The sequence below is a fragment of the Shewanella sp. 0m-6 genome, assembly GCF_052977325.1.
The window spans coordinates 1-14887 of sequence record NZ_JBRIMD010000047.1 but is presented as its reverse complement, the minus strand read 5'-3'; the positions used below and the strand labels follow the sequence as shown (position 1 = coordinate 14887).

Genomic DNA, 14887 nt, shown 5'->3' with positions numbered 1-14887 from the left:
CCCAGAACAGTAAAACCAAGGCCTCAACGGTATGCCAAAAATAAAAATGCCGTTCACCTTAAGTGAACGGCATTACCGTATTATCGGGGCTTTTTTGTATTTATAGATTATATGCTTACAGGTTAATGATGCTGTTGCCATCAGTTAACGGCCGCTATCATCCCATTCAAAAATGCTTAGCTTTACCACTTCTTCTTCGGTTGAAACAACACATCAATATCATCGTCATCACCTTTGGCTTTACTGGCTACCGGGTGAGCGATTTTCTGAGCGCCAGTGATCTCCTCAAGCATGGCTTTAGCTTCTTCAACTTTACGGGCAATAAACGGGTCATTGGGAGTTTGTGCCTTGATCGTATGCAAGGTAGCGAGTGCCTTTGTCACCATTTGCTTAGCTGAACCATATTGCTTCATAAAACAAGCTGCACGGCCTCTTCCAAGCATGGAGTCGACGTTAATGCGTAGTTGCAAGCTATCGATTCGGATCTCTTCTTGGCTGAAAACGCTAGGCTCAACTTTTCCCTTGCTGTGTTCGGCTCGAAGAATCGCTTTCATCTTCTTTAGAGTCTGTACCAGAGTGAGTATTTGCCTATCATTATCAGGTAAGCGAAATAGCTCAATAGCAGGGGCGGTTTTTGGGCTGGTTTGCAGCGCCTGTACCTGAGTACGAACATCGATAAGACGACGCTCATAATCGTTACTTTGGTTTGCGGCAAGGGGAAGCGCAGTAGACAAGGCGTCTTCGACTCTTCGATAAAGGACTAAGAGAATACCTGAAGAGCAGGGGATAAGGCCTGTATTGGATAAAACTTCTTCAGTTTCATCTATCACTGCACGTTGACGAGCAAGCTCTATGCGCCTTTCAGCTTCAACACGGGCTTTTTGTTGCTGAATGATGCTAATACCTATTACTAGAAGTAATAGAGCGCCGAGCAAAACCAAGACTGAAGCAAATATCATACTGAAACCAATAAATTTACAATTCGGTTAATGCTACTATAAATCAACATTCTAGGGTAGTAATCTTCATCATGGTTTCTATATAAGTCCTTCGCAGAGATCGACAATTATGGTATATTCCATTTGATTTAATTATTGCGTTGTACTATAACCAATAATTATAGTAAATGCGTCATTACTTATTTACTAGACAGGTACTGAGCCTGCCCATTGGAAGGATAAAAGATGAAGTTGCAGCAACTTAGATATATTGCAGAGGTCGTAAATCACAATCTCAATGTTTCTGCTACAGCGGAAAATCTGTACACATCTCAGCCCGGTATAAGTAAACAGGTACGAATGCTTGAAGATGAGCTTGGGATCCAGATTTTTGGCCGTAGCGGCAAACACCTCACTCATGTGACTCCTGCGGGACTACAGGTGATAAACATTGCTAATGATATTCTTGGCAAGGTTGAAAGCATCAAGAAAGTGGCAGAAGAGTACACTAAGCCAGATCAAGGTGAGCTGAATATTGCCACTACAGATACGCAAGCGCGTTATGCGCTGCCGCATATCATTCAAGGTTTTATTGACCGCTATCCAAAAGTTAATTTGCATATGCATCAAGGTACGCCGTCACAGATAAGCGAGTTGGCCGCTAGAGGCGACGCTGATTTCGCTATCGCGACAGAAGCTATGCATCTGTACAGTGATTTAATCATGCTGCCTTGCTATCACTGGAATCGCTCTATTGTGGTGAAGCGTGATCACCCTCTGGCGTCCAGAAGCAATATTAGCATTGAAGATCTTGCGCGTTTTCCGCTGGTCACCTACGTGTTTGGGTTTGACCGCGCATCTGAAATCGAAAAATCGTTTAACCGCGCCGGACTTGAACCTAGAGTTGTATTTAGTGCCACGAGTGCCGATGTACTTAAAACCTACGTCAGACTGGGTCTTGGTGTCGGCGTGATTGCTTCAATGGCAATTGATGAGCATATGGATAAAGATCTTGTCGCCATCGATGCAAGTCATCTGTTTGCCCATAGCACGACAAAGATTGGCTTTAGAAAAGGTAATTTCTTACGTACTTATATGTATGATTTTATCGAGCATTTTGCGCCGCATTTGACTCGAACCGTTGTAGAACAAGCGGTAGCGTTAAGAGATGCGCAGCAGATAGAAGCGATGTTCAAAGATATTGAGCTTCCAGTTCGCTAATAATACGTTCGCTAACCAATAAAAAACCTCGCTTAAAGCGAGGTTTTTTGTTTTTAGACGCACAGCGATTAAGCCATACAAAAAGCCGTGATTAACACTCTACAATATTAACCGCTAGACCGCCTTTAGCAGTTTCTTTGTATTTGCTGCGCATATCTTTACCGGTATCCATCATGGTCTTAATCACTTTATCGAGTGATACCTTATGGTTACCGTCGCCGCGCATCGCCATGCGAGAGGCGTTAATCGCTTTAACTGCACCCATGGCATTACGCTCAATACAAGGTACTTGTACAAGGCCGCCAACGGGATCGCAGGTTAGCCCTAGGTTATGCTCCATACCTATTTCAGCGGCGTTCTCAACATGTTCTACAGTGCCGCCCATGATTTCTGTCAGTGCAGCTGCAGCCATTGAGCAAGCTACGCCAACCTCACCCTGACAGCCGACTTCAGCGCCAGAGATCGACGCATTCTTCTTATACAGAATACCAATCGCTGCGGCAGTAAGTAGGTAGCGTGAACAAACATCTCTGTCAACTTCTTGCACAAACATGTCGTAATAACAGAGTACAGCCGGAATGATCCCCGCTGCGCCATTGGTGGGAGCGGTGACAACACGATCGCCAGCGGCATTTTGCTCGTTAACAGAAAGTGCAAATAGGTCTACCCAATCCATCGCTGTGAGTGGGTCAACACAGTTTTTCCCTTCCGCTTTTAAACGACGGTAAAGTGAAGGTGCACGGCGTCTAAGCTTTAGCCCTCCAGGCAGTATGCCTTCTTTATGGTAGCCACGCTCAACACAGGTCTTCATGGTTTCCCAAATTTGCCATAATTGCTCATGAATATCGTCAGCATCGGCAATGCTCAGTTCATTGGCCATCATGAGTGATGAAATGCTAAAGCCATTTTCGGTGCAAAGGGCTAATAATTGCTGCGCAGAGTTAAAGTCAAATGGGGCTGCTTTGATAGGCGCGGCAGGTGATGCGTCTTGGGCTTTAATTTCATCTTCATCGAGAATAAAACCGCCGCCTACAGAGTAGTAAGTACGCTCATAAATACATTTTCCTTCTTTATATGCATATAAAGTCATAGCATTGGCGTGAGCGGGGAGGCTCTTGCGTCTATGATAAGTTATGCCGTTTGCACGTGTAAAAATGACATTACGACCAGAGGCAAGGAGTAAGTGTTCATTGTCACTGACTTGCTCTAGGATTGCATCGATTCGGTCGGTATCGACCGTATCAGGGGCTTCACCCATAAGGCCTAAAATCACTGCTTTACCGGTACCGTGACCTTTACCCGTTTGACCTAAAGAGCCGAACAGCTCAGAACGTAACTCATCAACGCTGTCGAGTAACCCTAATGTTTGCAGTTGTTCGATAAATATATTGCCGGCTTTCATTGGGCCCACAGTATGAGAACTTGACGGCCCGATGCCGATTTTGAACATGTCGAATACACTAATCATGCTAAACCTTTATTGCTCTAGTCGTTATAATAATTACCAATTCGCTAAGATAGAACTGAATGGAGGAATGACTCTATTCTTGATATATTTCATTTATTCAGCGTGTAGAAACGATGCTTGATGTTAATCTTAGTTGCTTGAATTCATTGGTGCGAAAAAGTATCCCATACTTTAGCTTTTTCTCTACCATTAGTTTTTTTGTATGCAATTTTTAAACATTAGATAAACTAATTGTACATTGTTAACAATATTTTCATTTTTTAGTCTGTCACTTTTATTAATAAGTGTTGTTTAACAGTCATTTATTGGGAATTTTGTTATGTGCTTAAGGCTAGGGCTATTACAGACCTACTTAAGCTTTAGCGTCATCGGGATTAAAATTTAGAGGGTTATATGAGTTATTTGATGTTAGATATCGAGTCCACAGAGCTAAGTGCTGCTGAATTAGCACAATTAGCGCATCCTATGATAGGTGGATTGATTCTATTTAGTCGTAATTATGTCGACCGTGCCCAGTTAGTTACGCTTATTCAATCAATTCGAGCTGTACGCCCTGACATTGTTATCGCTGTCGATCATGAGGGCGGGCGAGTGCAGCGTTTTCGTGAAGGTTTTACTGTTCTACCTGCAATGGGGGATATTTTACCCGCGGCCAAAGGCGATATGGCACAAGCTAAAGCGTGGGCTACGGAGCTAGGTTATCTCATGGCCATTGAATTGTTAGCCGTTGATATCGATTTGAGCTTTGCACCGGTACTGGATTTGAACGGGGTGAGCCAAGTGATCGGCACTCGAAGCTTTAGCCCTAATAAGGCTAAGGTGGTCGAACTTGCGGGGGCCTTTATTGATGGTATGGAGCAAGCGGGTATGTGCGCGGTAGGAAAACATTTTCCTGGCCATGGCAGCGTCGAAGCCGACTCTCATATTGCTAAGCCCGTTGATGAGCGCACCAAAGATGAGATTTTTGCTAATGACATGCAGCCATTTAAGGCGTTAATCGAAAAGAATCGATTACAAGGCATTATGCCAGCGCATGTTATTTATCCTAAAGTGGATAGCCAGCCTGCGGGCTTCTCTTCATTTTGGTTACAAGGTGTCTTGCGCCAGCAGTTAGCCTTCAACGGGGTGATTTTCTCTGATGATCTCGGGATGAAGGGCGCCGCAGTCGCTGGCGGTTACACGGCAAGGGCACAGGCTGCAATTGATGCGGGCTGCAACATGATTTTAGTCTGTAACGATAGCGATGGCGCGACAGAGGTACTTAAAGGTGTTCAGTGGCCGAGTGATGATAAGGGGTTAAGTGCTAATTTATTAAAACCTAACGCTAAACAAGTCGCTAAAGCGCTTGAAGATCATGAGCGCTGGGAGCACGCTAAGTCTATTGCTAAAAGTTTGATTTAGCGCAACACAAAGGTAACCATTGCTTGATAGGTTGGCTAACATTAATGATGAATAAATTATTTTGGGGGATACAATGATCCTTTATCTTCATGGGTTTGATGCTACAAGCCCAGGTAATCATGACAAGATGCGTCAACTGCAATTTATTGACGATGATGTACGTTTAGTCAGTTATAGCACCCAGCATCCCAAAAACGATATGCAGCATTTACTGAATGAAGTGAGTAAACAAATCGCATCGTCTGATGATGAGTCACCGTTAATTATTGGTGTTGGTTTAGGCGGATATTGGGCTGAGCGGATTGGTTTTCTAAATGGGGTTAAGTCGGTACTCATTAATCCAAACCTAATGCCTCAAGAGAACATGGTCGGCAATATTGATAGGCCTGAAGAGTACAGCGATATCGCTAATAAGTGTGTGAAGGATTTTCGCGGTTTAAACGCGGGTAAGTCACTGTGTATTTTAGCAAGGCAAGATGAGGTTAACGACAATTCACAAGTCGAGTCGAGGCTAAAGGATTATTACGCTATTGCGTGGGATGAAGAGCAGCGGCATAAATTCGTATCACTGGCTGGACAGCTAAACCGAATTAAAGAGTTTAAAGGCCAACTTTAGGCTAGTTTTAGGGTTAGGATCGAAGTCCAATAAAACCACTTATAGCAAGCTTGCTATAAGTGGTTTTTTATGGGTATTTTTTGCCCAATGCAGGGCTTTGGGTTATCTTATTGATAAGTTAAATCCTTGATTAACCCAATCAGTATAAAGAGTTCAGTACAAAGATTTTAACGCCCATCTAAGGAATAGACTATGAAGCGTGTCATGATTAACGTGAAGGGAAAGGTGCAAGGGGTTTCCTATCGACAAAGTACACTGGTGCAGGCCAACGCGCTTGGCGTGACTGGATACGTGAGTAACCTTAGTGATGGTTCGGTGCAGATCTTAGCCCAAGGTGGCTACCCTGCCGTCGACAAACTGATTAGCTGGTGCCACATTGGGGCACCCATGTCACGAGTCTCTGAGGTTATTGTCGAAGAGGATGAGGCAGATGAGATCTACCTCGACTTTTCAATTATTCAGCTTTAAAAAGTGGATAGAGGCATTGCAGCAGTGTCTGTGCTCGTTTCTACGACACTAGCAGTAGGTTGCTCCATTTTTCTTATCTGAATGATCATGCCCATTTTGGGGTGGTCAAAGTAATGCACCTCGTCACTGCGTACCCTGCGGTTTTGTAGCATAGGGATAGAGTAAAGGTAAGGTGTTGTCACCTCTTGAGGCGTTGTTGCTGCTATTCCTGCTTCTATTTCATTAGCCGATGCGCGGAGTTCATTTTTAGCCACTAAAACGGTTTTGCTGCCTGGCTCGCGTAATCTAAAATCAGTTTCGATAAACAGATAGTGCTGTAGATAGATATTAATGGTGCCGTCAAATTTCCATACGGGTTTGTTTGCATCGGCAGTAAATTGTGACCCCATAAAGTCGAAGTTGCCAAACTCAGAGGCTGCCCCCGATGCTTTAATTGGCTGCCCGCTGAACTCATACTCTTCAGAATAGTCATGTCCAGAGTAAAGTCTTACTGGTACGGCGCGATTACGCGGTAGCATTGATTGCTGCCAAGTCATGTGTAACAGGCTGTGGGTGCCTTTTTCGCGAGAAATTGTCGCCATAATATCGCTAAATTGACTTTGGCTTTGAGCTAATAGCACTGCGCCATCACCTAAATGTGCCACAGCAGGCTTTGCTGCTGCTATCTGCATCGGCACATCGGCCAAGGCTTTATGGTTTGCGCTGCTCATTTGTTCATTGCAGTTTACGCTGTCGGTGGCCCAATCAGTCGACGAACAGCCATTAAGCCCCATACTCACAGCAGTTAAGTCTGTACTGACCATCGGCGTGATAAAGTCGACTGTTTTGCGGCTACGTGTTTCAGTGGCTTTTGTTGGCCACTGCTCTACGCTGGGTACATCGCGTTCGAAGATATAGACTTCGACCTCAAACCAGCGCTCTTCTGCAGCAAATACACTTGCGGGTAGGCTGGATAAGAGGCTAACAGCTAAAGCTGCGCTTAGCTTGTTTTTAGATAGTCCTAACACGATTATTCTCCAAGACGATGTTGAAACAGCTGCTCAATTAACAGTTTCAGTAATGCGAGCCTGTCTTTAGCTGTTTCAGAAGGCATAGTAAATTTTAGCTTATTGGGCCCGTCCATTCGATATACTTGGGGCTGAGTTTGCAGTAAGCCGATGATAAAGGTTGGGTCAACCTTATTATTGTCACCAAACTCTATACTACCACCTTTAGCATGCATTTCGATTTTTCTTAGGCCTAACTGTGTGGCTAAGTGCTTATAAAGTGTCATTTCCATCAAGTTTTTAGTGGCGTCGGGTAACATACCGAAACGGTCAATTAACTCGACTTTTAATTCATCAAGGGCTTTAGCCGTTTCACTGTTGGCAATGCGTTTATACAAAGATAAACGCATGTTGACGTCACCGACATAATCTTCTGGCAATAGCGCAGGAATACGCAGCTCAATTTCACATTGATGACGCAGCATCTGGTTAAGTGAGGGCTCTTTACCTTGTTTTAGTGACTTAACCGCATCCTCTAGCATCTCCATGTAGAGGGTAAAACCAATCTTAGAAATATGGCCACTTTGTTCGTCACCAAGCAGCTCACCCGCACCGCGAATTTCTAAATCTTGGGTTGCAAGCATAAAGCCTGCACCGAGATCCTCTAATGCGCCAATAGCTTCAAGACGTTTACGGGCATCTTTTGTCATTCGTTTTGGATGAGGCGTCATCAAATAAGCATAGGCTTGGTGATGTGAGCGTCCTACACGGCCGCGAAGTTGATGCAGCTGCGCCAAACCAAAATTGTCAGCACGTTCAATGACAATGGTATTGGCAGAGGGCACATCAATACCCGTTTCAATGATGGTGGTGCACACCAATACGTTAAAGCGTTGATGATAAAAATCAGACATCACCCGCTCAAGTTCACGCTCTCGCATCTGACCATGGGCGGTAACGACTCGCGCTTCAGGTAAGAGTTCACTTATTTCAGCTGCGCGTTTTTCAATGGTTTCAACACTGTTATGCAAGAAGTAAACTTGGCCACCTCTTAAGATCTCACGCAGCAATGCCTCGCGAATGGTGGCTTCATCATATTCTCTGACAAAGGTTTTTACTGCGAGTCGTTTGGCTGGCGGCGTGGCGATAATTGACAAGTCGCGCATGCCAGACATGGCCATATTCAATGTTCGCGGAATAGGGGTTGCTGTTAGGGTTAAGATATCGACATTGGCTCGTAACGCCTTAATCTTCTCTTTTTGTCTGACACCAAAACGGTGCTCTTCATCAATGACTAACAAGCCCAAGTTTTCAAACTTAGCCGCAGATTGTAATAATTTGTGGGTACCAATAACGATATCGACTTTGCCATTGAGCAAATCTTTCATTACCTGAGTTTGCTCTTTTGCCGTTTTAAAGCGAGACATCACTTCAATTTTGAAAGGCCAATCAGCAAAGCGGTCTTTAAAGTTCTCATAATGCTGCTGGGCTAGCAGAGTCGTGGGCACTAAAATGGCGACCTGTTTGCCATCATTGACGGCAACAAAGGCGGCTCGCATAGCCACTTCAGTCTTACCAAATCCCACATCACCGCAAACGAGTCTGTCCATCGCTGTTGGTGAGCGCATATCTTCAAGTACCGCATTAATTGAGGTCTCTTGATCAACGGTTTCTTCATACGGAAAACTGTTAGCAAACTGAGCATATTCTTCTTGGTCGATGTGGCAAGCTTCACCAGGACGTGCTTGCCTGCGGGCATACACATCAAGCAGCTCAGCAGCGACATCACGAATCTTCTCAACCGCTTTTTTCTTCGCTTTCGCCCAAGTTTCGTTACCGAGTTTATTCAGCGAAGCTTCTTCGTCGGGGCCTACACTGTAGCGACTAATGAGGTGCAAGGATGACACTGGCACATAGAGTTTATCGCCGCCTGAATATTCAAGCACTAGGTACTCGGCAACGAGGCCGCCCGTGTCTAATGTTTCTAGACCTTGATAGCGCGCTACACCATGATCTAAGTGAACAATCGGTTGTCCTACTTTGAGCTCGGCGAGGTTCTTAACCAGTGCGTCAGAGCTTATTTGGCGCTGTTTATCACGACGGCGTCGCTGTGATATACGTTGACCAAAGAGTTCTGTTTCGCAAATTAAACTAAATTTACCGCCTGTTTTCTTTTCAACGATGCAGCCTTGCGCTAGCGGTGAAACAATCAGCCCAAGTTTTGTCTTGCTGGCAACAAACTCATCGAAGTGGCTAAATAGCTTTGGCTTGATATCAATCTTAGCGAGCAGCTCTAACAAGGCTTCACGGCGGCCTTCTGATTCAGCACTAAATAACAGGCGATCGCCCTGTGCGACGTATTTTTCAAGCTCAGTTAATGGTTGCTTGAGTTTATGATTGGCGGTGACATCTGGTAGCTTGCTGACTTTACCTTGAAGAGCTGTGCCAGTATAAGTTTCATTTTTAAGGCCAAAGCGGGGAAGGGCCTTAAAAGAGGAAAAAATCTGTTCAGTAAGAAGATACAGCTCTTGTGGTGCTAACAAGGGTCTTAATGGATCGACGCGTCTATCTTGATAACGCGCTTCAACCTCATTAAGGTGCGACTGAGTGGCAGACTCAATGTCTCCCACTGTGACTAATTGGGTATTGTCCGGTAAATAGTCAAAAAGAGTGGCTGTCTCATCAAAAAACAGCGGTAGATAGTTTTCAATACCAGCAGGCATGGTTTTCTTGCTGACCATTTGGTAAATCGAACCCGGCTCTTTGACTAAGACTTCAAAGCGGCGGCGATATCTTTGTCTAAAGCCTTCAATGGCCGCGTCATCGGTTGGGAACTCTTTTGCAGGCAGTAAGCGGATCGCATTGATCTCTTTACTTGAACGCTGAGTCTCTGGGTCAAAATTGCGGATAGTTTCCACTTCATCATCAAACAGTTCGATTCGATAAGGCTGGCTCGAGCCCATAGGAAAAATATCGATGATAGAGCCGCGCACGGCAAATTCACCATGCTCATAAACCTGCTCAACCACATGGTAACCGGTATTTATTAACTGTTCGCGCACATCTAAAAGACGATATTTATCGCCTTTTTCTAGCATCAGTACATTGCCAGTGAGAAATGATTGCGGCGGTAAGCGCACCATTAAGGTGGTAACCGGCACAATGACAACACTTTGCTGAGCTTGAGGGATCCGAGATAGCGCTTCGAGTCGCTGAGACACCAGATCTTGATGTGGCGAAAAGCTGTCGTAAGGCAGTGTTTCTCTGTCAGGGAACAGCCAGATCGGTATTGATTGCTCACTGAGTAAGTAACTTAGCTCAGCTTCTAGGCCGATAGCATTAGGCGTGTCGGCGGTCACAACCAAGGTTACTCCCTGGTGCTGCTTCGCAATATTGGCGATGGTTAGCGCTTGGGCTGCGCCGCTAAGTGTACACAGCGTTTGTGCCAATTTGGCACTCTTGACAGCTGGTGGAGTCAATACGGAAAAAGCATTCATTAAGGCGAGGAAACAAGTCCATTAGCAGTAAAGTTGCTAAGTATTGTAGAGGCTTGTCTCAACTCATGCCAGTGAAAATTATGTTTGTCTTAGCGGGCTAACTTGCGCAGTTTTAGTTGCCTCTGCTGTATGCTTAAGCTGGCTTTCACCAGTTGTTCTACATCACTGTCTTGGATCACACTGAAGGTTAGTTCGCAGGCATACTGGGCTGCGCTAGCTTGTGAGGCGGTTTCAGAATTAACTTGTGGATCAGCTTCAAGCAAGGTGCAGCTTTTCACTTTTGCAAGGCATAGAAGGGCCACGAGCTCCTCTTTGATGTGTAATGTCACTTGAAACATTTGCCCAAGTTCAATTGGCGCAGCACTAACAAGGGTAATGCCACTACCACCGAAATGACTGCCGGTATAGCGAGTTCCCTCATATTCCTCTTTGGCCATGACGTGTTGCAATACCATGTCAATTTTTCGAGACTGCAACTTTAAAAATTCCACCACCGTTTTTGCTTCATCATCGAGGTGGCGCAGTTGTATAAGGCAATCTGATTCAAGGGCTTTAACATCGCTAATCAACTGCAGGCTGGTAGGCAGCATCATGCCAAGTTGCGCTGGTGATGGCAGTGGTTTAGCACTATCCCAAGGACTCAAATAGACATCAAATGGATGATTAATACTAAAATAGGCTGTAGAGTCGGTTAACAAGGCTTTTGCCTCTTGTTTTTAGGGGGCTAATACACCTATTATCGTGCGCATCTTTATGATTTAGCAAGGTTAGACACGCAAATGTCTTAGTATTTGAGCAGTATTGAAAAGATATTGAGGAAATATTAAGGTTTTTTGTGAAGCGCTGGGGATCTGTTATTCCATTTGAATGGGGGCTAGCCAGTTAATTACCGTGGCTATTGAGCTCAGCTTAAGTCGATTATATTTGGGTTTTTTAATGAATTTTTCATTATCGTTTTATATTGGTTATCGCTACTGGCGAGCGCGTAAATCCAATGCATTTGCATCATTTATCACCATCTTTGCTGTCTCTGGGATTTTACTTGGTGTCGCGGCATTGATTGTGGTCAGCTCAGTCATGAATGGCCTAGAAGGTCAACTTAAACAGCGGATCTTAGGCGCAGTGCCGCAATTAACTGTGCATTCGCAAACAGCGATTGTTGATTGGCCAGAGCAAGTCATCAAGCTGAGCGAACTTCCCGGTGTGATTGGGGCTACCCCCAGTATTTCAACTCAAGCCATGGTGCAATCGCCGAGTAATATAGGCGCCGCGCAGGTTTATGGGATCTATCCTGAGCAAGAAAAAAGCTTACTTAATACCACAAAACAGGTTTATTCCGGTGATTTTGACGCACTAGAATCTGGAAAATACCGCATCATCCTAGGTGCAGAGCTAGCCCGAATGCTCGATGTTGCTCCCGGCGATAAAATTCGAGTGTTGAGCGGCGATGGTGTGGTGTATACGCCACTGGGCCCCGTGCCAAGCCAGCGTAAATTTACTGTGGCCGGTGTTTTTGAAATGGGTTCACAAGTCGATGCGACCCTTGCCTATGTTCATCATGATGACGCGCAGCGTTTGATGAGACAAAAAGCGGGTGAAATTAAAGAGCTGCGTTTGTATTTAGATGATCCCTTTAACGCCGCAAAAATGGCGCCTCAAGTGATTAACCAATTTGCCACGCCCGTTACCACAACAGATTGGCGAGATACCTACGGACATTTATTCGGGGCGGTAAAGATGGAAAAGAACATGATGTCTTTAATGCTCAGTCTTATTATCGCCGTTGCTGCATTTAATATTGTTTCTGCCTTGGTGATGATGGTGGTTGATAAAACCACTGACGTTGCGGTTCTCAAAACACAAGGTTTAACCACATCGAACGTGATGGGGATCTTTATGATCCAAGGCTCACTTAACGCGATTATTGGTTTGATATCAGGCGTTGCTGTTGGTGTATTGTTAACCTTGAACCTCAATATGATTACTCAGCTTTTAGGGATCTCTATCTTGGGAGCCGGGCAAAATTTGCCGGTGCAATTAGAGCTGAGTCAATTAACCTGGATTGTGGTTGGTACATTAGTGATAACACTGGTAGCCACCGTTTACCCAGCAATTAGAGCAGCTAATGTGCAGCCTGCTACCGCGCTTAGGTATGAGTAAGCAAACATACGAGTAAGCGGCGATATGAATAAGAACAGAATAAGTAACAATAGCGAGTTAACAATGAATCAAGAATTATTGCTACAAGTCAGCGGTGTCAGCAAGCGTTATCAAGAAGGCTCTGTCGATACTGAGGTTTTGCATAATGTTGACTTACAAGTATTTAAAGGTGAGCAACTGGCTATTGTCGGCAGCTCTGGCTCGGGTAAAAGTACCTTGCTACATATAATGGGGACGCTTGATAGCCCGACCAGCGGCACCGTCACTATGCTTGGAGAGGACCTGTATAAGTTATCGAGTCAGCGCCAAGCCAAGATACGAAATGAAAATTTAGGCTTTATTTATCAATTTCATCATCTATTACCTGAGTTTACTGCGCTTGAAAATGTGTCTATGCCTGCGTTAATTCAAGGTCAACGTCGTAAACAGGTTGAAGCCAAAGCCAAGTCATTGCTCGAGCGGGTGGGGTTAGGGCATAGGTTAAGCCATACTCCGGCAGAAATGTCCGGTGGTGAGCGTCAACGGGTAGCAATTGCCAGAGCCTTGATTAACGATCCTAAGTTAGTGCTCGCAGACGAGCCAACCGGTAATCTCGATGCTAATAGCGGCGAAGCCGTATATGAGCTTATCACTGAACTTGCTGCGCAGCTGGGCACTGCATTTGTTGTGGTGACTCATGATCAAAGCCTCGCGGCAAGAATGGATAGGCAGCTGCATATGAAAGATGGCCGCTTGGTGCAAGCCGAGGAATTCACTGCATGAGAAGTCTGTTAGCTATGTGGGTTGGCTGGCGCTTCTATTTAGCGCGTCAGTCAAATCGGTTTATTAACTTTATCTCGTTTGCTTCAACGGCGGGGATCGCGCTCGGGGTAACCGTGCTTATCGTGGTTTTATCGGCGATGAACGGCTTTGAAAAAGAGTTAGAGCATCGCTTATTAGGCGTGGTGTCACATGGTGAGTTAATTGGTGTCAATGAGCCCATCCATCAGTGGCAATCAATTGTCAGTGATGCCAATAAAGTGCCGGGGATCACTGCCGCCGCGCCGTTTGTGCGTATGCAGGGCTTAGTGCAAAAAGTCGGTGGTTTTCAAGGGTTAACAGTACTGGGTATTGATATCGAAACCGAATCGGAAGTATCAAATATTCAGCAATTTATGTCAGCTAAGAGCTGGCAGAGCCTAAGTGAGCAAAACAGCAATAATATCGTTTTAGGTAAAGGTTTAGCCAAGAGTTTAGATTTAAAAGTCGGTCAGTCATTAAGCTTGTATATGCCTAATATCAATGGCCAGTCACAAAGTAAAATTGGCGCGGCTAAAAGTCATCGCTTTGTGGTTTCGGGCATTTTTGAACTTGGCGGTGAGCTAGATATGACCACAGCCTATATCCCGATGCAATATGCCGCCAAGACCTTGAATTTAGGTGACAGTGTTTCGGGCGTGCGTATTAAAGTTGATGACGTATTTGCAGCGCCAAGATTGATAAGAGATTTAGGTTATAGTCAGCAGCAATATGTGTATATTTCTGACTGGACTCGTACTCAAGGCCATTTATACCAAGATATCCAGCTAGTGCGTATGGTGATGTATCTGGTGCTTGCATTAGTCATTGCGGTGGCGTGCTTTAATATTGTGTCGACCTTAGTAATGGCGGTGCGAGATAAACAGTCTGAAATTGCCATCTTACTCACCATGGGCATGAGAAAAGCATCAATCATGCTGATCTTTATTGTACAAGGCGCCTTTAATGGTATTTTGGGCTGTGCCATTGGCGGGGTATTAGGGGTCATGATCTCGCTTAACTTAAGCGCTATAGCACGTACGATAGAATCGGTATTAGGCGTTCAGCTGTTATCGGCGGATGTGTATTTTATTGATTTCTTACCCTCTGAACTAAAAAGCGGTGATGTGGTAACGGTTGTCTGTTTAGCCTTTATAATGAGTGTTATTGCAACCTTATATCCCGCATGGAAAGCGAGCCAAACTCCGCCAGCAAGAGCCTTGGCTGGTAGGTAATACTGATTATCAGCTCTATAAGACAAAAATAACGCCAGCAGATGCTGTAATGCCGATCATTTAGCAGTTTATTGATCGGTTGACCGATCTTTATAAGATGGCAAAATCCGAGTGTTTTTA

At 44.8% G+C, this 14887-nt stretch carries 12 protein-coding genes; 7 read left to right on the top strand and 5 right to left on the bottom strand.

What is annotated here, in order from left to right:
- Positions 1-182 precede the first annotated feature (182 nt).
- On the bottom strand, positions 183-959 hold the full coding sequence (locus tag ACVBJC_RS19815; RefSeq protein WP_447162619.1) for a hypothetical protein: 777 nt from the start codon (positions 957-959) through the stop codon (positions 183-185).
- A 225-nt stretch (positions 960-1184) separates the two neighbouring features.
- Here ACVBJC_RS19815 and cysB point away from each other — a divergent pair, with 225 nt between their 5' ends.
- On the top strand, positions 1185-2159 hold the full coding sequence (gene cysB / locus ACVBJC_RS19810) for an HTH-type transcriptional regulator CysB (RefSeq protein ID WP_447162620.1): 975 nt from the start codon (positions 1185-1187) through the stop codon (positions 2157-2159).
- Between the two features lie 91 nt (positions 2160-2250).
- Here cysB and ACVBJC_RS19805 read toward each other — a convergent pair whose 3' ends face one another.
- Positions 2251-3627 carry an L-serine ammonia-lyase gene (locus ACVBJC_RS19805; protein WP_447162621.1) on the bottom strand — a complete coding sequence of 459 codons (1377 nt, stop codon included), beginning with the start codon at positions 3625-3627 and terminating at the stop codon, positions 2251-2253.
- 393 nt (positions 3628-4020) lie between these two features.
- Between ACVBJC_RS19805 and nagZ the strand changes: the two genes are divergently transcribed.
- The 3 genes from nagZ (at position 4021) to ACVBJC_RS19790 (ending at position 6112) form a co-directional block, all read left to right on the top strand.
- Positions 4021-5028, top strand: coding sequence for a beta-N-acetylhexosaminidase (nagZ, locus tag ACVBJC_RS19800; RefSeq protein ID WP_447162622.1), 1008 nt, complete (start codon positions 4021-4023; stop codon positions 5026-5028).
- 73 nt (positions 5029-5101) lie between these two features.
- A complete protein-coding gene (gene ycfP / locus ACVBJC_RS19795) occupies positions 5102-5644 on the top strand; it encodes an alpha/beta hydrolase YcfP (RefSeq protein WP_447162623.1) in 543 nt (180 codons plus the stop codon).
- 192 nt (positions 5645-5836) lie between these two features.
- On the top strand, positions 5837-6112 hold the full coding sequence (locus tag ACVBJC_RS19790; RefSeq protein ID WP_447162624.1) for an acylphosphatase: 276 nt from the start codon (positions 5837-5839) through the stop codon (positions 6110-6112).
- Here ACVBJC_RS19790 and ACVBJC_RS19785 read toward each other — a convergent pair.
- From ACVBJC_RS19785 to ACVBJC_RS19775, 3 genes are all read right to left on the bottom strand, one after another.
- A complete protein-coding gene (locus ACVBJC_RS19785; RefSeq protein WP_447162625.1) occupies positions 6109-7119 on the bottom strand; it encodes a peptidoglycan binding protein CsiV in 1011 nt (336 codons plus the stop codon). The genes ACVBJC_RS19790 and ACVBJC_RS19785 overlap by 4 nt on opposite strands.
- A gap of 2 nt (positions 7120-7121) precedes the next feature.
- Entirely contained in the window at positions 7122-10595 is a 3474-nt protein-coding gene (mfd, locus tag ACVBJC_RS19780; protein ID WP_447162626.1) for a transcription-repair coupling factor, read from the bottom strand.
- 89 nt (positions 10596-10684) lie between these two features.
- Positions 10685-11293: a hypothetical protein gene (locus ACVBJC_RS19775; RefSeq protein ID WP_447162627.1), complete on the bottom strand. Its 609-nt coding sequence runs from the start codon at positions 11291-11293 to the stop codon at positions 10685-10687.
- 238 nt (positions 11294-11531) lie between these two features.
- Between ACVBJC_RS19775 and ACVBJC_RS19770 the strand changes: the two genes are divergently transcribed.
- From ACVBJC_RS19770 to lolE, 3 genes are all read left to right on the top strand, one after another.
- The gene (locus ACVBJC_RS19770; protein WP_447162628.1) at positions 11532-12755 is read left to right on the top strand and encodes a lipoprotein-releasing ABC transporter permease subunit; all 1224 of its coding nucleotides are present in this window, start codon (positions 11532-11534) and stop codon (positions 12753-12755) included.
- Between the two features lie 63 nt (positions 12756-12818).
- Complete coding sequence (gene lolD / locus ACVBJC_RS19765; RefSeq protein WP_447162629.1) at positions 12819-13517, top strand: lipoprotein-releasing ABC transporter ATP-binding protein LolD; 699 nt, start codon at positions 12819-12821, stop codon at positions 13515-13517.
- A complete protein-coding gene (gene lolE, locus ACVBJC_RS19760) occupies positions 13514-14767 on the top strand; it encodes a lipoprotein-releasing ABC transporter permease subunit LolE (RefSeq protein WP_447162630.1) in 1254 nt (417 codons plus the stop codon). Before lolD ends, lolE begins: the two co-directional genes overlap by 4 nt.
- Positions 14768-14887: the final 120 nt, after the last annotated feature.